At 60.9% G+C, this 18433-nt stretch carries 16 protein-coding genes; 4 read left to right on the plus strand and 12 right to left on the minus strand.

Annotated elements, in window-relative coordinates:
* Window positions 1-71: 71 nt before the first annotated feature.
* The 4 genes from gltP to BM321_RS11310 form a co-directional block, all read right to left on the minus strand.
* Window positions 72-1403, minus strand: a complete 1332-nt coding sequence (gltP, locus tag BM321_RS11295) for a glutamate/aspartate:proton symporter GltP (RefSeq protein ID WP_092442576.1) — start codon at window positions 1401-1403, stop codon at window positions 72-74.
* 703 nt (window positions 1404-2106) lie between these two features.
* Window positions 2107-2571 (minus strand): inhibitor of vertebrate lysozyme family protein, encoded by a 465-nt coding sequence (locus tag BM321_RS11300; RefSeq protein ID WP_092442577.1) that lies wholly within the window; start codon window positions 2569-2571, stop codon window positions 2107-2109.
* A gap of 2 nt (window positions 2572-2573) precedes the next feature.
* The gene (locus tag BM321_RS11305; protein ID WP_003177151.1) at window positions 2574-2738 is read right to left on the minus strand and encodes a DUF1328 domain-containing protein; all 165 of its coding nucleotides are present in this window, start codon (window positions 2736-2738) and stop codon (window positions 2574-2576) included.
* Window positions 2739-2818: 80 nt separating this feature from the next.
* Window positions 2819-3103 carry a hypothetical protein gene (locus BM321_RS11310; protein ID WP_092442578.1) on the minus strand — a complete coding sequence of 95 codons (285 nt, stop codon included), beginning with the start codon at window positions 3101-3103 and terminating at the stop codon, window positions 2819-2821.
* Window positions 3104-3541: 438 nt separating this feature from the next.
* Between BM321_RS11310 and algB the strand changes: the two genes are divergently transcribed.
* A complete protein-coding gene (algB, locus tag BM321_RS11315; RefSeq protein ID WP_053126909.1) occupies window positions 3542-4888 on the plus strand; it encodes a sigma-54-dependent response regulator transcription factor AlgB in 1347 nt (448 codons plus the stop codon).
* A gap of 10 nt (window positions 4889-4898) precedes the next feature.
* On the plus strand, window positions 4899-6689 hold the full coding sequence (locus BM321_RS11320; RefSeq protein ID WP_092442579.1) for an ATP-binding protein: 1791 nt from the start codon (window positions 4899-4901) through the stop codon (window positions 6687-6689).
* A gap of 18 nt (window positions 6690-6707) precedes the next feature.
* Here the strand turns inward: BM321_RS11320 and BM321_RS11325 are convergent, their stop codons facing one another.
* From BM321_RS11325 to BM321_RS11355, 7 genes are all read right to left on the minus strand, one after another.
* Window positions 6708-8321 (minus strand): EAL domain-containing protein, encoded by a 1614-nt coding sequence (locus BM321_RS11325; protein WP_092442673.1) that lies wholly within the window; start codon window positions 8319-8321, stop codon window positions 6708-6710.
* A 75-nt stretch (window positions 8322-8396) separates the two neighbouring features.
* Window positions 8397-9176, minus strand: coding sequence for an N-acetylmuramoyl-L-alanine amidase (locus BM321_RS11330; RefSeq protein WP_092442580.1), 780 nt, complete (start codon window positions 9174-9176; stop codon window positions 8397-8399).
* Window positions 9177-9279: 103 nt separating this feature from the next.
* A complete protein-coding gene (locus tag BM321_RS11335; protein WP_092442581.1) occupies window positions 9280-11337 on the minus strand; it encodes a GGDEF domain-containing protein in 2058 nt (685 codons plus the stop codon).
* Window positions 11334-12212, minus strand: coding sequence for an endonuclease/exonuclease/phosphatase family protein (locus BM321_RS11340; protein ID WP_092333449.1), 879 nt, complete (start codon window positions 12210-12212; stop codon window positions 11334-11336). The genes BM321_RS11335 and BM321_RS11340 overlap by 4 nt, the downstream gene beginning before the upstream one ends.
* A gap of 15 nt (window positions 12213-12227) precedes the next feature.
* Window positions 12228-12869 carry a thiol:disulfide interchange protein DsbA/DsbL gene (locus tag BM321_RS11345; RefSeq protein WP_092442582.1) on the minus strand — a complete coding sequence of 214 codons (642 nt, stop codon included), beginning with the start codon at window positions 12867-12869 and terminating at the stop codon, window positions 12228-12230.
* Window positions 12870-13055: 186 nt separating this feature from the next.
* Entirely contained in the window at window positions 13056-13667 is a 612-nt protein-coding gene (locus tag BM321_RS11350; protein ID WP_092200103.1) for a c-type cytochrome, read from the minus strand.
* A gap of 46 nt (window positions 13668-13713) precedes the next feature.
* Entirely contained in the window at window positions 13714-14004 is a 291-nt protein-coding gene (locus tag BM321_RS11355; RefSeq protein ID WP_092333455.1) for a c-type cytochrome, read from the minus strand.
* Window positions 14005-14195: 191 nt separating this feature from the next.
* On the opposite strand from BM321_RS11355, the gene yihA reads away from it, so the two are divergent.
* Window positions 14196-14837 (plus strand): ribosome biogenesis GTP-binding protein YihA/YsxC, encoded by a 642-nt coding sequence (gene yihA / locus BM321_RS11360; RefSeq protein WP_092442583.1) that lies wholly within the window; start codon window positions 14196-14198, stop codon window positions 14835-14837.
* Between the two features lie 437 nt (window positions 14838-15274).
* Here yihA and polA read toward each other — a convergent pair whose 3' ends face one another.
* Window positions 15275-18043, minus strand: a complete 2769-nt coding sequence (gene polA, locus BM321_RS11365; RefSeq protein WP_092442584.1) for a DNA polymerase I — start codon at window positions 18041-18043, stop codon at window positions 15275-15277.
* A 74-nt stretch (window positions 18044-18117) separates the two neighbouring features.
* Between polA and BM321_RS11370 the strand changes: the two genes are divergently transcribed.
* Window positions 18118-18405: a DUF2782 domain-containing protein gene (locus BM321_RS11370; RefSeq protein WP_025211087.1), complete on the plus strand. Its 288-nt coding sequence runs from the start codon at window positions 18118-18120 to the stop codon at window positions 18403-18405.
* Window positions 18406-18433 lie beyond the last annotated feature (28 nt).

Genomic DNA, 18433 nt, shown 5'->3' on the forward strand with positions numbered 1-18433 from the left:
ATCAGTCAGCATGGATGTTGGCTGACACTCCGCAATCGCGAGCAAGCTCGCTCCCACAGAGGGGGTGCGCATCAGCGGCTGGAGATTTCTCCCGCCGGCAGCGGCTCCTTGCTGCGCCAGTGCGGCAGGGAGTTCCAGTAGCGCTGGCCCTTGGCATCGTCGTACATGCCTTCCCAACGGGCGATGACCAGCACGGCCAAGGCATTGCCGATGACGTTCAGCGCGGTACGGGCCATGTCCATGATGCGGTCGACACCGGCGATGAAGGCCAGGCCTTCCAGGGGAATGCCCACGCTGCCCAAGGTAGCCAGCAGGACCACGAAGGACACGCCCGGCACGCCGGCAATACCCTTGGAGGTGACCATCAGGGTCAGCACCAGCAGCAACTGTTGGCTGATGGACAGGTCGATGCCGTACAGCTGGGCGATGAAAATCGCCGCGATGCTCTGGTACAGGGTCGAGCCGTCGAGGTTGAACGAATAACCGGTGGGCACCACGAAACTGCAGATGGCTTTCGGAGCGCCATAGGCTTCCATCTTCTCGATCACCCGCGGCAGCACGGTTTCGGAGCTGGCGGTGGAGTAGGCCAGCACCAGCTCATCCTTGAAGATGCGCATCAGCTTGAGCACCGAGAACCCGAACAGGCGGGCGATCAGGCCCAGCACCACGAAGGCGAAGAAGGCGATGGCGACGTAAACCAGGATCACCAGTTTCGCCAGCGGCAACAGGGATGCGAAGCCGAAGTTGGCGACCGTCACCGCGATCAGGGCGAACACACCGATTGGCGCGTATTGCATGATCATGTGGGTGACCTTGAACATGCTTTCCGACACGCCTTGGAACATTTTCACCAGCGGTTCGCGCAGGTCCGATTGCAGGCTGGACAGGCCCAGGCCGAACAATACGGAGAAGAAGATGATCGGCAGCATCTCGCCACGAGCGACCGCGGCAAAGATGTTCGACGGGATCAGGTTGAGAATGGTCTCGATGAACGCATGCTCATGCTGGACTTCAGCGGCGGTGGCCTGGTACTTGGAAATATCCACCGTGCCCAGGGTGCTCATGTCGATGCCGCTGCCCGGCTGGAAGAAATTGGCCAGCAACAGGCCAACGACGATGGCGATGGTGGTGACGATTTCGAAGTAGAGAATGGTCTTGAGGCCGATACGCCCGAGTTTCTTCGCGTCGCCGACCCCGGCAATGCCGACGATCAGCGAGGAAATCACGATCGGGATCACGATCATCTTGATCAGACGGATAAAGATGTCGCCCGCCGGTTGCAGCACATTGCTGATCCACCAGGCCTTTTCGGCACTGAAATGGTTGAGCAGCGCGCCCAATGCAATCCCGAGCACCAGACCGATGAGGATCTGCCAGGCGAGGCTTAGTCGTGCCTTCTTCATATCGTTACCCTTACTTCAGTTGGACTCGGGCAGTGGCGCGAACGGCTCGTCGCTGACGAAAAAGACATTCGCGCCACTGCCCCCGTATAAGGTCACCCCGAGCGCATGAGCGGCTTACTGGCAGGCGAAAAAAGGCGCAACTATTGCGATGCCAGGGGGGCTCGTCTAATGCCGTAAACGCCTACCCTATGCCGAATCGGCATGAGAATTTCCAAACGAAACCCGCATTACGAGCGGCTCGAATGCGACATTCTTGCTGGCATAAGTGCCGTGAACCGGCCATTTCAGCGTAGCCGGGCTTTTTCTTCCTGGCATGAGGAGGCGATGAAACGGCAACGGATCGAGACGCGACCCAGGAGTGAAATCGTCTCGGTATTCTCCGATATACGGTCAGGGAAAGGGCAATAAATTGGCGGAAGGAGACAAAATGCCGCATCGCGGCCTGCTTGCGACGCCAGCATCGAGCAAGCGCTCTGGGCATGCATAGTGTGATGCGAAGCTCTACGCAAGTTCGCCAAGCCGTGAGGGCTTTGCGAACTTGCGTCACAGCTTTTACCTGACCCGGCCCTTTCGCAGGCACCCCTTGTGCCCGTAGGTCACTCCGACGCTCATCCGTCAGAGCATCCCGGCCCCCTGGTCATGCACCGGCCCTCCTCGGGCTGTGCAGCAGAGAAAAGCAGGGCTGCTTTTCTCGTTTTCAGAATCAGTACCAGTTTGGATCTTTCTTGAGTTGTTCCATTAACAGTTTCTGCATACCTTCATCGGGATCACCGAGAAAACGGTAGTCGGCATGACGGGTCGGCGACTTGTCGGCCGGCAGTCCGGCAGGGACTTCCACCAACATGGCGTAGGCCTCGTCCTTGTCGAAACTGAAGGCGACGATCAGGCGCTTGCTGCGACACGTGGCCTGGGTTTCGCACAGCGGCCCCACCAGGTACTTGTCGCCGTCCTCCTCGACAGCATTCATCTGTTCCGAATCGCCTGACAGGTTCATCACCCATTCGGGCAGGCGTTCTTCTTTTTTGACGACATGCTGCCAAGTCTCGCGGTATTGCGGGTCCGCCTCCAGCAACTGGTTGGCGCGCATCTGTCCGTCATTGGCAGCCATTGCCATGGCACTGCCGCCCAACAACAGGGCGGCGGCCAGTCCTTTGAATGAAACGCTCATGGTCAGCCTCGGCCGCGACGGCCAAAGAAGAAAGAAGCGATGAACATCACCAGGAACACGACAAAGAGAATCTTGGCGATGCCCGTGGCGGTGCCTGCGATACCACCGAAGCCCAGTACGGCGGCGATGATGGCAATGATCAGGAAAGTAATTGCCCAGCTCAACATGGTGATTCTCCTTACGCTTTTCTATTTAGTGAGGGTCTCGCGGTGATGGTTCCGGCACAGTGGACGACCGGTACCTCGAGTTAAAACACCCAACGCTCTTCACGCGGCATATCGGTCACTGGCTGAGCCTGATCGACATCCATCATGCGCATCGAAGCGGAAGCTTCTGCGACGCTGACGGCGGTGAAATGGGTTTGTGGGGCACGGTAAACGGACACCTGGGGCGCTTCTGGCTGTTGACGTTCATGCCAGAGCAACCATTGCTGGCCAATCACGAGCGTGACCAGCAATGCCAAGGCAGCCCATAAGCCCTGCTGGACGTTCAAGGAAGAGAGTCGAAACTGCACGGCACATTGACGATTCATCCTGAAATTCCTCCCCACCCGGGTGTGGTGATCTGGTTGAGGCGCTCTTACGCCACGTTGACCAAAGCATTGCAGCCGGCGTGCCAGGATTTTTTAAGCGCTAAATCCCTTTAAAATCAAATAGTTAGTAAATGATTGAAAGACATGGGGAACGCATCCTGCACGATGGCCCACGCGCACGTCGTGCGTATTGCACGAATGGGAAGGAAAAGGCGTAAGGTTGTTTTGGAATTTCCTGTCAGACGCAGGCGTCGGAATCAGCGACGCGAACCGTCCGACCCTTATAAATAAGAAAAAAAGGAACTCAAATCAGTCTTTTAGGAGTCAGACGTCCACAGAGGCAGGTTCGGTGGGTAATATCCCCTCAGAATCGACCATGCAACTTGCCCGATTTTTCTGACACTAACCCACATCATTCATTAAAGGAGCGTAGGAAAAATGGAATCCGCCACTGAGCACCAAGGCCGCATTCTGCTGGTAGACGATGAGTCCGCCATCCTGCGTACGTTCCGTTACTGCCTGGAAGACGAAGGTTATACCGTCGCCACCGCCAACAGCGCCGCCCAGGCCGACACACTGCTGCAACGCCAGGTGTTTGACCTGTGTTTTCTCGACCTGCGCCTCGGGGAGGACAACGGCCTGGATGTCCTGGCACAAATGCGTATCCAGGCGCCCTGGATGCGGGTCGTCATCGTCACCGCCCACTCGGCCGTCGACACCGCAGTCGATGCGATCCAGGCCGGGGCCGCCGACTATCTGGTCAAGCCTTGCAGCCCGGATCAACTGCGCCTGGCCACCGCCAAGCAATTGGAAGTGCGCCAGCTGTCGGCAAGGCTCGAAGCCCTGGAAGGGGAAGTGCGCAAACCCAAGGACGGTCTCGATTCCCATAGCCCGGCGATGAAAGTCGTCCTGGAGACCGCCCGCCAAGTCGCCAGCACCGACGCCAATATCCTGATCCTCGGCGAATCCGGTACCGGTAAAGGTGAGTTGGCCCGGGCGATCCATGGCTGGAGCAAACGCGCGAAAAAGTCCTGCGTCACCATCAATTGCCCGTCGCTGACCGCCGAATTGATGGAAAGCGAGTTGTTTGGTCACAGCCGTGGGGCCTTCACCGGCGCCAGCGAAAGTACCCTGGGGCGGGTCAACCAGGCCGACGGCGGCACGCTGTTTCTCGACGAGATCGGCGATTTTCCCCTGACTTTGCAGCCTAAGTTATTGCGGTTCATCCAGGACAAGGAATATGAGCGGGTAGGGGACCCGGTCACCCGTCGCGCCGACGTGCGGATTCTCGCCGCCACCAACCTCAACCTCGAGGACATGGTGCGCGACGGGCGCTTTCGCGAAGACCTGCTGTATCGCCTGAACGTCATCACCCTGCATCTGCCACCGTTGCGTGAGCGCGCCGAAGACATCCTGACCCTGGCCGACCGCTTCCTGGCCCGCTTCGTCAAGGAATACGCGCGCCCGGCCCGGGGCTTCAGCGACGAGGCTCGCGAAGCGCTGCTAGGCTACCGATGGCCCGGCAACATCCGCGAACTGCGCAACGTGGTCGAGCGCGCCAGCATCATCTGCCCGCAGGAAAAAGTCGAAATCAGTCACTTGGGCATGGCCGAGCAGCCGGTCAACAATGCACCGCGCATCGGTGCCGCACTGAGCCTTGACGAGCTGGAAAAAGCCCACATCGGGGCGGTGCTGGCCACGGCTGACACGCTCGATCAGGCGGCCAAGACCTTGGGTATCGATGCCTCCACGCTGTATCGCAAACGCAAGCAGTACAACCTGTGAGCGACACCTTATGAAACTGGCGATGAAGCTGCGCACACGACTGTTTCTCAGTATCTCGGCCCTGATCACCGTGGCATTGCTGGGATTGGTGCTTGGCTTGGTCAGCGTCATGCAAATGGCCAATACCCAGGAACAATCGGTACGCGACAACTTCATCCTGCTGGACCTGGGCCTCAAGCTGCGCCAGACCCTCGGCGATCAGTTGATCATCATGCTCGACGACAAGCCCGACCTGGCCGCCCTGGAGGCATCCGAGCGGCAATACCTGGCGCTGATCGACCAAGGGATCGCCCACGAAAGAAAGCTGGACAACACGGCCGTCAGCTTCAGCAGGGCCAAGGCCGACTACGTTGAATTTCTCGAGGCCTTCACCGCGTCTCGCCAGCAACCGAGACAGCTCACGGGCATCAAGGACCTCACCGAAAAATTCAACGTGCTGCGTAATGGACTGATCGACAGCTATCGCCAGGCCCTGACCAAGATCGGTGAAACCCAGGACCGCGCGCGCGAACGCGCCTTGTGGATTTCCGGGCTGCTGGGGCTGGTGGGGTTTGCGGTCCTGGTCATCGGTTTTATCACGGCCCATGGCCTTGCCCGGCGTTTCGGCGCACCGATCGAGGCGCTGGCCGCGGCGGCGGATGATATCGGCCAGGGCAATTTCGAGGTCACGCTGCCCGTTTCTTCCGCCGCCGAGTTGAATTTGCTGACCCGTCGTTTCGGGGTCATGGCCCAGGCACTGCGCGAGCATCAGGCCACCAATGTCGATGAACTGCTCGCCGGCCAGCAACGTTTGCAGGCGGTGCTCGACAGCATCGACGACGGCTTGCTGATGATCGATCGCCAAGGCCAGCTAGAGCACCTCAACCCGGTGGCCCAGCGTCAATTGGGCTGGGATGAGGCGCGCCTGGGACAAGGGCTCGGCGAGGCGCTGGGACGCCTGGAGCTGGATGAAGAATTGCACCTGGTGCTGCGCGGTGGAACCCTGGAGCGTGCGCCGGAAGACCTGAGCATCGAGGTCGATGGCGAGTCGCGGGTGCTGACCTACAGCCTCACGCCGGTCAGCCACACCCAGGGCCACATCCTCGGCGCGGTCATGGTGCTGCATGACGTCACCGAACAGCGCGCCTTCGAACGGGTGCGCAGCGAATTCGTCCTGCGTGCCTCCCATGAGCTGCGCACGCCAGTGACGGGCATGCACATGGCATTCGGCCTGTTGCAGGAGCGCCTGCACTTCCCACCGGAGTCCCGCGAGGCCGATCTGCTCAACACCGTCACGGAAGAAATGCAGCGGCTGATGCAACTGATCAATGACCTGCTGAATTTCTCTCGCTACCAGAACGGTCTGCAAAAGCTGACCCTGGCGCCTTGTTCCATCGACGACCTGTTGGAAGAGGCCCGGCTGCGGTTCGCCGAGCAGGCCCAAGCCAAAGGTATCGAGCTGCTGGTGGCGATTCAGGGCCCATTGCCGCGGCTGCATGCCGACGCTGCGCAACTGGATCGGGTGCTCGATAACCTGATCGACAACGCCATGCGCCACACCGGCGAAGACGGCCAGATCCGCTTGCAGGCCCGACGCCACGGCGAGCGGGTGATCATCAGTGTCGAAGACAACGGTGAAGGCATTGCCTACGGCCAACAGGGAAGGATCTTCGAGCCTTTCGTCCAGGTCGGACGCAAGAAGGGTGGCGCCGGCCTCGGGCTGGCCTTGTGCAAGGAGATCGTCCAGCTCCACGGCGGACGCATGGGCGTTTATTCAAGGCCGGGGCAGGGCACGCAGTTCTACATGGCGCTGACGGTCTGAGCACCAGGCCTGGAAAACCTAGGCTTCATCATCAAGGCGACGCCCACGCAGGCGTCGGCCACGGGTAATCAATTCGATGAGCTGGACCGCGCTGAGGGCATGGGCGAACAGCCAGCCCTGGCCGAACCTCACCCCTTCGCTGCTTAAATAAGAGGCCTGGGCTTCATGCTCGATGCCTTCGGCGATCACCTTGAGCTCCAGCGCGTGAGCCATGCGGATGATGTGTGGGGCCACGCCGCTGCTAGCGGCATCGTGGCCCAAGGCATCGATGAAGGCCTTGTCGATTTTCAGGCAGTCCACCGGCAGGGTTTGCAGGTAGGCCAGGCTGCAATAACCGGTGCCGAAATCGTCGATCAGCACCTGATGCCCAACGTCGCGCAGCGATTGCAGGTTATCCCGGGCAACCAACACATCGATCAGCCCGCGCTCGGTCACTTCGAAGGCAATCTGGTGCGCCGAGACCCGATGCAACGCCAGCAGGCGAGCGATCACTTCGCCAATACGCGGCACCATCACATCGCAGGCCGCCAGGTTCACCGAGATATACAGCTGCGGATTGGCCCGCAACAGCTGGCCCAATTGATCGAACAGCCGCTGCAGCACGAAATCGGTGATCTGGCGGATCTGCCCGGTGTTCTCGGCCATCGGGATAAACAAGTCCGGGCTGGTCAGGGTGCCATCCGGTCGTCGCCAGCGCAGCAAGGCTTCGGCACCGACGCAGTTGCGGCTGTCCAGATCGAAAATCGGCTGGTACAGCACCTGTAATTCACCGCGCCGGATGGCCCCGTGCAGTTCGGCGTCCATGGACTGGCGATGGCGCGCCAGCAGAAACACCTGGAAACCAATCCCCAGGCCCAGCACCAAGCTGATGGGCAACATCCACCAGGCATAGGCCGGCACCTTGAAACCGTTGCGCTGGGCGATCAGCACCAGTTGATATTCCGGGCTGTCGGTGGGCATCCGATAAATCAGCCGGGTCTGCGTCACCTGCAAGGCATTCTGGCTTTTCGGTGGCCAAGGCTCTGTAGGCGGCCAGTGTTGTTGGGTGCCCAACACGGGAATGGCCCGCGTGCCGTGATCCAGGACCACCAGCAGGCTGCTGCCCGGTGGCAGGTCGACCACGTCGGCCAAATGCCCCCGGGAGGTGGCGACTCGGAAATTGCCACGGCCCAGCATCAACGCAGCGCGGTCTTCGTTGGGTTCGGTGGTGGTATTGAGCCAATAGCTGTAGGTGGGGCCTCGAAGATCGGGCGGCCGGGCCACCGACAACCCGCTCTGGCGCGGACGATTGGAGCAGACGCCGCTGCCATCGATGTACACCGCTTCATAAACGAAACGGTAATTGAAGCTGACTTCTCGCAAGGTCGCGATCATGTCATCGTCGCAGCCGCGCAACGGCTGGTTCTGCAGGTCGTCGAGGCCTTCACGCAATTGCCCGAAAAGCTGTTCCAGCCGTTGCAGAAAGCGCTCGCCCTGGGCATTCATCTGGTCGCTTTCACGCTGCTGGATCTGCTCCACGACCACGAACAGACTGCCCGTCAGCAGCAGGAACGTACTCAGGGCAGCCGCCATCATCGCCAGGAACAGGGGGCGATGGAGCCAGCTCTGTAAGGTTTCGCGCGCAGCCGTCATCATGGGTAATCCGAAAGTTACCAATGAGTTATAGCTTCTGATTTGAATTTGGCCCGATTCGTCGGACGGGCGTCATTATTTTGTCTGGTTGAGTACCTGCAGAATCGCCGCGCTTTGCGGGTCCGGCATGCCATCGAAGCGGGTCGGCCGGTAGTGCATCTGAAAAGCGGCCAGCACGTGGTGGGTGGCTACGTCCCATTCACCGGTCTGGGGCGTCGGGTAGCCCAGACGGGCCAGCTCGGCCTGGAACCAAGTGGCGGGCGGTAGCTGCGTTGCGAAGAAAACCTGCTGGCGTGCGACGGCCTGTTCATCCGGCCAGACCCCCAGGCCCGCTTGCGCCAGACGCTTCCAGGGGAACAGCGGCCCCGGATCGAGCTTGCGCAGGGGCGCGATGTCACTGTGGCCGATAATGCTGCGCGGGCTGATCCCGTTGCGCTGGATGATGTCCTTGAGCAAGACGGTCAAGGCCTGGACCTGAGCTTCGCTGTAGGGATACCAGCGGCGCCCGGTGGGCGTGTCGACGAACCCCGGATTGACGATTTCGATGCCGATGGAGCTGGAATTGAGCCAGGTCCGGCCTTCCCATTCACTTTCCCCGGCGTGCCAGGCGCGCCGGCTTTCATCCACCAGCTTGTAGATGGTCGCGTCTTTATCGTCGCCAATCAGGTAATGGGCACTGACTTCACCATGGGTCAGCAGGGCCAGCGAACGCTCCAGGGACGCCGAGGTGTAATGCACCACCACGAATTGAATGCGGTTGTCATGGTTGACGGAGGGGTGACTGGTGTCGAACCGAGGGCCGCTGGTGCAGCCGGCCAGGATAAATAAAGAAACAATGAGCGAAAAAAATTTCATAGCGGAAGGCATTACGCGCTGGAGGTAATGCAACAGTGTAACGTATCGCCCCGCGATGATCCGCTGCGTGGGGCGATATTAAACAAATTGGAACAATTAGCCCTCAGCCCAGCTCCACGCGATTGCGTCCGGCATTTTTGGCCCGGTACAGCGCCTGATCGGCTCTTTTAAGCACCGAATCGCTGTGTTCCCCCGACTTGAAAGCCGTCATGCCCACCGAGACCGTCACCGTCACCGGTTCGCCCTTGAAATGAAACGGGCAGGCTTCGATGGCCAGGCGCAGTGCCTCGGCCAGCTTGGCGCCAGCCGCCATGGGGGTATCCGGCACCAGCAGGACAAACTCCTCGCCACCAAAACGCGCAATGAAATCGCCGCCACGCAGGCGTTTGCGCAGGACCGAAGCGATCAGTTTCAACACCCGGTCCCCGGCCAGATGGCCGTAGTTGTCATTGATGCGCTTGAAATGATCGAGATCGAGCATGGCCAGCAGCAAGCTGTTGCCGTGCTGCTGCCACTGAACGACTTCATGCTCCAGACGCTCGGACCAGGCGGCGCGATTGGGCAACCCGGTGAGCGGATCGACCAGCGCTTTCTGCCGCTGTTCCTCGAGATTTTCCCGCACGACCTGAGCGTCCTGCTCCATCAGCGCGACGCGATCGGACAGGCTTTTCAGGCGCGTCGAGACTTCCTGCTCGCGTTGATCACGTTGCCGGCGGTGCTGGTCCATTGTCCCAAGCAAGCCTTCAAGGTGATTCTCAAGCACCTGCTTGAGGCCCTCCAAGTCATCGGCTTGTTGCACGCTGCTTTGCAGGCCGTCCACCTGTTCGCGAATCTGGGTGTCCATTTCCCGGGAGGCCGAGAGGTGGTCGGCGTGGTCTTCACTGGCGGCCTGCAGGCTGCTCTGGAAGGACTCGAGACGATCATTGAGGCGTTGCAGGTACGCTTCGAATTCATGCTGCCCAGTGTCGGTGATGGCCAGCATCAATACCGCCAGATCATCGAGGATCGGTAGCAATTCGTACCAGTTCAAGCCATTTCGCAACCGCTCACCCATGGCTTCGGCTTGTGGCCGATGACGCTCGGGCAAGGTCAGGTCGCCCAACAGGCCCAGCAAAGTGTCTTCGATGTGCTTGGCGACCGAGCTGTAGGACGGTTCCGGCGAGTCAGGTAGGGCGTATTGGGCGTCAGCCACATCGGCGGCGGCCAAGGGCGCGAGCGCGGGCGCGTCAGGCTCGGCTTCTGTTGGAGGCGCCGAGGGGTCGGAGAGGGCCTGTGGCGCCTCCTCGGGCATCAGCTCGTCGGGATTTTCCAGGGTAGGTGCCGCTACCGAGAGCTCGTCGGCAACCACCGCTGGCAAGGGGGCTGGCTGGGCGGCCTCGTCCGGCTCGTCGATCGGCTGAGCCACTTCGGCTGCTGGTGCCAGGGCGGGCGCCGGAGCGGGTTCGGCCTGCGGCGCAACCTGGTCGACCGGTTCGGGCGTTACCTCCAATGTGGGTGCTTGCTCCGCTACCGACGGTGCTGGTGCGACGGATGCTGTGTGAGCCGCTGGCTCAACGACTACTGGCAGGGCCGCGTCTGCCGCGGGCGCCACGCTGGCCAGGGCAGGCTCGTGAGGCTGGGGCGGCGGGTCCTCATGGACTTGGCCACCAAACAGCCGTTGCAGCAATCCGGGGCGGCTCGGTTCGACAGGGGCGTCCAGAACCCTCAGGGCCTTGCCTTGCAAACCGCTCAATTCGCTGAGCAGCAGCGGAATCTCCCGGGCCTGGCCGACCCGCTCTTCCAACTGCTTGGAAAATTTCTTCAGGGGCCGGCTGACTTCCTTCGGCAGCGGCAGGCTTTGCAACTGGGCCACCAGGGCCGTCAATGCGGTGCTCATCTGCTCGATGCGGGTTTCGCGGCGCTGTTCGGAATCGAGTACGGCTTTCTCCAGGCGCGGCAGCAGGGCGGCGAGGCCGGCGTCCATGTCATCGGTGCGCACCACCTCGCGCATCTCTTTCATGCATTGGTCGACGACCCGATCAGTGCCCTCGGCGGCCAGTGTGCTGCGCACCAGGCCACGACGCAGCAAGTCGAGTCGAGCATCCCAACGGCGCTCGAGCTTTTCCTGCTGTTCGATACTCTTGAAGTATTTCTCTCTCCAGCGTTCGGCTTCGTCGCTCATTCATCGGATCCGCGAGGGGCAGTACTCAGCGCGGGGAATGCATCGACCGTGAGCGAACCCGGCAAACGAATTTCTACCGCGACCGGCAGGTGATCGGAAATGGGTTGGGCCAACACCTCGACACGTTCGAGGGTCAGGGTCGGGCTCAACAGGATATGGTCCAGGCAGCGCTGGGGGCGCCAGCTGGGGAATGTCGCTTCCAGTTGTGGTGCGAGCAGACCGAGATCGCGCAGGGGCGAGGTCTGCAGCAGGTCGTTGGCGTGGGTGTTCATGTCACCCATCAGTATCTGGTGCTTGTAGCCGCCGATCAGCTCGCGAATGTACGCCAGCTGCATCGTCCGGGTGCGCGCCCCGAGCGCCAGGTGCATCATGACCACGACCAGCGCCTCCGGCCCTTCGCCGAAACGCGCAAGAATCGCCCCGCGCCCCTTGGGGCCCGGCAGCGGATGGTCCTCGATCGCCCAGGGACGCAAACGACTCAACACGCCATTGCTGTGCTGGCCGAGACGTCCGAGGTTGCGATTGAGTTGCTGGTACCAGTAGGGGAAGGCGCCCAATTGGGCCAGGTGTTCCACCTGATTGACGTAGCCTGACCGCAGGCTCCCGCCGTCGGCCTCTTGCAGGGCTACCAGGTCGAAATCCTTGAGCAGGTCGCCGATTTTCTGCAAGTTGCCGGCACGCCCGGTGTGCGGCAGCAAATGTTGCCAGCCGCGGGTCAGGTAATGCCGGTAGCGTTCGGTGCTGATGCCCACCTGGATATTGAAGCTGAGCAATCGCAGGCGGCTATCGGCAGGCAGGCCCGTGGACGTGACATGGTGCTCGTTGACCCGTGGTTCATGCAGGCCAACGATACGTTCGCTACTCCAGCGGGCCATGGGCGTGGGCCGCGCTTAGTTGGCGGCAGCCTTGGTGGCCGCTCGCTCTTTGGCGATCAGTTGATCGGCCAGTTGCAGCGCTTCATTGGCGCCGCCGGCGGAGCCGATGTCAAAGCGATATTTACCGTTGACGATCATGGTCGGTACACCGGTGATCTCATACTTCTTCGCCAGGTCACGGGCCTTCTTGATCTGGCCCTGGATGGCAAAGGAGTCGAAGGTGGCCAGGAACTTGTCCTTGTCTACGCCTTGGGTCGCCAGGAAGTCGGCCATGTCATCTTTGTCGGTCAGCTTCTTGTGTTCTTTCTGGATCGCGTTGAAAACGGCAGCGTGAACCTGGTGCTCGACGCCCATGGCTTCGAGGGTCAGGAACATCTGGCCGTGAGCGTCCCATGGGCCACCAAACATGGCGGGGATCCGGACGAAATTAACGTCCGACGGCAGTTTCTCGACCCATGGGTTGATGACCGGTTCGAACGCGTAGCAATGCGGGCAGCCGTACCAGAACAACTCCACGACTTCGATCTTGCCAGGCTCTGCCACCGCAACGGGGTTGGTCAATTCGACATAGGGGGCGGCGGGCTTTTCAGCCGCTTGGGCAGTCATGCCGAACAGGCTGGCGGCGACGAGCGCGGCGCTGATGATCAGATTACGCATGCTTTACTCCTGGACAATGAGGGGGCCTCGCAAGACCTGCTTCTTAAGACAGACCGTGGCGAGTTCAAGTTCGCTAGTGTAACGGTAGCGGCCACAAAAAAGGGCGGCCAAAGCCACCCTTTTGATGCTCGCATCGACAGATTAATCGAGCGTTAACGTTGCAAGAGGTGTATCCCCCCAACGGCCTTAGTGCAAGCCCTGGATGTAGCTGGAGAGGGCCGCGATATCTTCGTCGCTCAGCTTTTTGGCGATGCTCTGCATGGGCTTGGTGTCGCCATCGTTGGTCCGGCCACCTTCTTCTTTGCGGAAGTCGGTCAGTTGCTTGCCGACGTACTGGGCATGCTGGCCGCCCAGATGTGGGAAACCGGCAGCGGCGTTGCCTTTGCCATCCGGGGAGTGGCAACCGGTGCAGGCTGGCAAGCCTTTGTCGAGGTTGCCGCCGCGGAACAGCGCTTCACCGCGAGCCACGAGTTTTGGATCGGCGGCGCCGACGCTGCCCTTCTGGCTGGCGAAATAGGCCGCGATGTCCGCCAGGTCCTGATCGCTCAGGTTGGTCAGCAGGCCGGTCATTTCCAACACCGTGCGCTTGCCGGACTTGATATCGTGCAGCTGCTTGTTCAGGTAACGCTCGCCCTGGCCCGCCAGTTTCGGAAAGTTGGGCGCCATGCTATTGCCATCTGGGCCGTGGCAGGCCCCGCATACGGCCGCTTTCGCCTGACCGGCAGCGGCATCGCCAGCGGCGTGGGCTACGCCGGATATCCCCAAGGTCAACAGCAGACTCACGATCAGTTTGTTCATCAGCTAATCCAACTACGGCTAAGGGTTAAAGAGTTATGGACCGGGTTTACTCGCTCATCCACTGGATGATGGCTCGGTAATCCTCGGCACTGCAGTCCATGCACAAACCACGCGGCGGCATCGCCTTGAAACCCTGGGTCACGTGTTGCACCAGCGTCCCCATACCTTTCGCCAACCTCGGCGTCCAAGCTTCCTGATCACCCTTGCGGGGCGCCATGGGGAGTTGGCCGGAATGACAGGCACCACAAACACGGTTGTACACAGCTTCCGGATCCTGTGTAGCCTGAGCGCTGTAAAGCGGCATCAAGACACCGGCAGCTAGCAGCCATTTCGTCATAAAACGACCTTTTCAGGGTTGGGAACGAGCTGCGTTCTAATGCGCAATTTCGGTCGGTCGCTCCCGTGGGCCTCATCCTACGCTGGGACAAAGCGCACACAAAATCTGCGGCATTATATACTGGCGTCACTGAAACGGAAACGACACAGCTTGCCGCGTCCATTCCCGACGCCGCCCACATCGGAAATCCCATGCAACTGAAGAACCCCATCCTTGGCCTGTGCCAACAGTCCACCTTCATGCTCAGCGCCGCCAAAGTCGATCAATGCCCAGACGACGAAGGCTTCGAAGTGGCTTTTGCCGGGCGTTCCAATGCCGGCAAATCCAGCGCGCTGAACACCTTGACCCATGCGAGCCTGGCGCGCACCTCGAAAACCCCGGGTCGCACGCAGCTCTTGAACTTCTTCAAGCTAGACGATGAACGACGTTTGGTCGACCTGCCCGGCTACGGCTACGCGAAAGTACCGATCCCGCTCAAGCAACATTGGCAGCGCCACCTGGAAGCGTACCTGGGCAGCCGCGAGAGTTTGAAAGGCCTGATCCTGATGATGGACATCCGCCATCCGATGACCGACTTCGACCTGTTGATGCTCGATTGGGCGGTCGCCAGCGGCATGCCGATGCACATCCTGCTGACCAAGGCCGACAAGCTCACCTACGGCGCGGCGAAAAATACCTTGCTCAAAGTGCAGTCGGAAATTCGCAAGGGCTGGGGCGACGCGATCACCATCCAGTTGTTCTCGGCGCCCAAGCGCATGGGCCTGGAAGAAGCCTATACGGTGCTGGCCGACTGGATGGAATTGGCGGACAAGGGCAGCGAAGGCGCCGAATAAGCCAAATCGCAGGCAAAAAAAACCCCGGACTTCTTATGGGGAGGGGGAAGTTCGGGGTCCAAGTTCCGGACCGCTAGGGCGGGGTCCAGATATCTGCCAACACTTAACACAACATAGGAGCATTGAAGGGCTTCACCAGCCATTCAGAATCTCTGAGTGGCGATTCACGGGTTTAGTTCAGATTATTTTTGGAAATAACCGTAGGAATTTTCCGAACTAAAGACATCATCCCTGGGTTTTCAGTGAGCCAATGTGGCATGGGGTAGCTGGGCCGATGCTATCGCGAGCAAGCTCGCTCCCACAGGGATAGGTGTCGGGCTCGGTATTCGGCTCGACACAAAACCCATTGTGGGAGCGAGCTTGCTCGCGATGACCATCTTTCATTCCCCGCAGCGGTATCCGCCGCCAAAAGAGCCCTCGACCTCAGGGCTTGGGAATCAGTGCGCCTCGTCCCAGTTATTGCCCACGCCCACTTCCACCAACAGCGGCACGTCCAGCGTGGCGGCGGTGCTCATGTGCTGGCGGATTTCTTCGCGCACCTGATCGACCAGGTCTTCACGCACTTCCAGCACCAGTTCGTCGTGGACCTGCAGGATGACCTTCGCATCCAGCCCGGACGCCGTCAGCCAGCGGTCCACGGCGACCATCGCTTTCTTGATGATGTCGGCCGCCGTGCCCTGCATCGGCGCGTTGATGGCGGTGCGCTCGGCGCCTTTGCGCAGGGCCGGGTTTTTCGCGTTGATGTCCGGCAGGTACAACCGGCGACCGAAAATGGTTTCGACAAAACCTTGCTCGGCCGCCTGGGCGCGGGTGCGTTCCATGTACGCCAGCACACCTGGGTAGCGAGTGAAGTAGCGGTCGATGTAGGCCTGGGACTGCTTGCGATCGACGCCGATCTGCTTGGCCAGGCCGAACGCGCTCATGCCGTAGATCAAACCGAAGTTGATCGCCTTGGCGCTGCGGCGCTGGTCATGGGTCACCGCGTCCAAGTCGACGCCGAACACCTCGGCGGCCGTGGCCCGGTGCACGTCCAGGTCATTACGGAACGCATGGAGCAACCCTTCGTCCTTGGCCAGGTGCGCCATGATCCGCAGTTCGATTTGCGAATAGTCCGCCGCCAGCAGCTTGTAGCCTTTCGGCGCGACGAACGCCTGGCGGATGCGTCGGCCTTCGGCCGTGCGAATCGGAATGTTCTGCAGGTTCGGATCGATGGACGACAGGCGCCCGGTCGCGGCGACGGCCTGCTGGTAATTGGTGTGGACGCGGCCGGTGCGGCTGTTGATCTGTTCCGGCAGGCGATCGGTGTAGGTGCTCTTGAGCTTGCTCAGGGAGCGGTACTGCATCAGCACCTTGGGCAGCGGGTAATCCTGCTCCGCCAGCTCGGCGAGCACCGCTTCGGCGGTGGACGCCTGTCCCTTGGCGGTTTTGCTGAGCACCGGCAAGCCAAGCTTTTCGTACAGGATCACGCCCAATTGCTTCGGCGAACCCAGGTTGAATTCCTCGCCGGCGATAGCAAACGCCTCACGCTCCAGTGCCACCAGTTTTTCGCCCAGCTCGACACTTTGCACGCCCAGCAGGTTGGCATCGACCAATGCCCCCTGGCGCTCGATGCGGGCCAGGACCGGCATCAGCGGCATTTCGATGTCGTTGAGCACCGGGCCCAGGCTTGGCGTGGCGGCCAGCTTTTCCTGCAAGGCCTGGTGCAGGCGGAAGGTCACGTCGGCGTCTTCGGCGGCGTAAGGGCCGGCCAGTTCCAGGGAGATCTGGTCGAAGGTCAGTTGCTTGGCCCCTTTGCCAGCGATGTCCTGGAAATCGGTCTTGCTCTGACCCAGGTACTTGAGCGCCAGACTGTCCATGTCGTGGCGGGTCGCGGTGGAGTCCAGCACGTAGGATTCGAGCATGGTGTCGAAGGCGATGCCCTGGACCAGGATGCCATTGTTCTGGTCGCCACCGATGGCGCAGTTGGCCAGGATGTTGGTTTCGAACTTGGCGTGCTGGCCGATCTTGAGCTTGTTCGGGTTTTCCAACAGCGGTTTGAGCGCCGTGAGCACCGTGTCGCGGTCCAGTTGCTCCGGCACGCCCATGTAGGAGTGGGTCAGCGGGATGTAGGCCGCCTCGAAAGGGGCCACGGCGAACGACAGGCCGACCAGTTGCGAATGCTGGGCATCACCGCCGTTGGTTTCGGTGACAAAAGCGAACAGCGGCGCCTTCTCCAGTTTCGCCAGCCACGCCTCGAACTGCGCCTGATCGAGGATGAGGTCGTACTTGGCCTCGGCGGCGCCGGGCTGTTCTTCGGCCACTTCGACGATCTCCTGGCCGACACGCTTGGCGTCCCGCTGGTTTTCCTCGAACCAGCTCTTGAACTCCAGCAGCGTGTACAGCTCGGCCAGCTTCTCGTGATCGGGTGCGCCCATTTGCAGGTCGTCAAGGCCGATGTCCAACGGCACGTCGGTCTTGATGGTCGCCAGCTCGTAGGAAAGAAACGCCATTTCCTTGTGCTCTTCGAGCTTGGCGGCCAGGGTCTTGGCGCCACGGATCGGCAAGGTGGCAACGATGTCCAGTTGAGCGTACAGCTCGGTCAGGCCGCCATTGACGCCCACCAACAGGCCGGAAGCGGTCTTCGGTCCGATGCCCGGAACGCCCGGGATGTTGTCGGACGAATCGCCCATCAGCGCCAGGTAATCGATGATCTGCTCTGGAGCGACGCCAAACTTCTCCTTCACGCCAGCCACATCCAGGGCGCTACCGGTCATGGTATTGACCAAGGTAATGTGCCCGTCGACCAGCTGCGCCATGTCCTTGTCGCCGGTGGAGATCACCACCGGACGGTCGGCCGCGGCGCTGCTGCGGGCCAGGGTGCCGATCACATCATCGGCTTCGACGTTGTCCACACACAGCAGCGGGAAGCCCAGGGCCTTGACGCTGGCATGCAGCGGCTCGATCTGCACGCGCATGTCGTCGGGCATGCTCGGGCGGTTGGCCTTGTATTCGGCGTACAGCGCATCGCGAAATGTCCCACCCTTGGCGTCGAACACCACGGCGAACGGACTGTCCGGATACTGCTTGCGCAGGCTCTTGAGCATGTTCAACACGCCTTTGACCGCACCGGTCGGCAGGCCTTTGGACGTGGTCAGCGGTGGCAGCGCGTGGAAGGCGCGGTACAGATAAGAAGAACCGTCCACCAGGACGAGGGGGGCTTGGCTCATGAGCAGGATCAACCTTTTCGGCGGGTCCGGGGCTAGAATAGCGGGACCGTTGACGACAAAGGGACAAGGTTATCATGCGTACACTAAATCGCCTGTTACTGGCTGGCTTGTTTGCAATCACCCCGTTGGCCGTCATGGCAGCGGACGACGCCCCCTCGGCGGACCCGGATGTCACCATCCGCACCGAAGGCGATAAAACCATTCAGGAGTATCGGCAAAACGGATTTCTGTACGCGATCAAGGTCACGCCCAAGAACGGCAAGCCTTATTTCCTGGTGCGCGCCGACGGCAGCGATGCAAACTTCATCCGTTCGGACCAGCCGGATATGCTGATTCCGTCCTGGAAAATCTTTGAGTGGTAATACCGCTCTGCACTTCAACCGGCGCCCG

Origin of the sequence: Pseudomonas sp. NFIX10 (assembly GCF_900111955.1) — a bacterium.
GTDB classification, from domain to species: domain Bacteria; phylum Pseudomonadota; class Gammaproteobacteria; order Pseudomonadales; family Pseudomonadaceae; genus Aquipseudomonas; species Aquipseudomonas fluorescens_AA.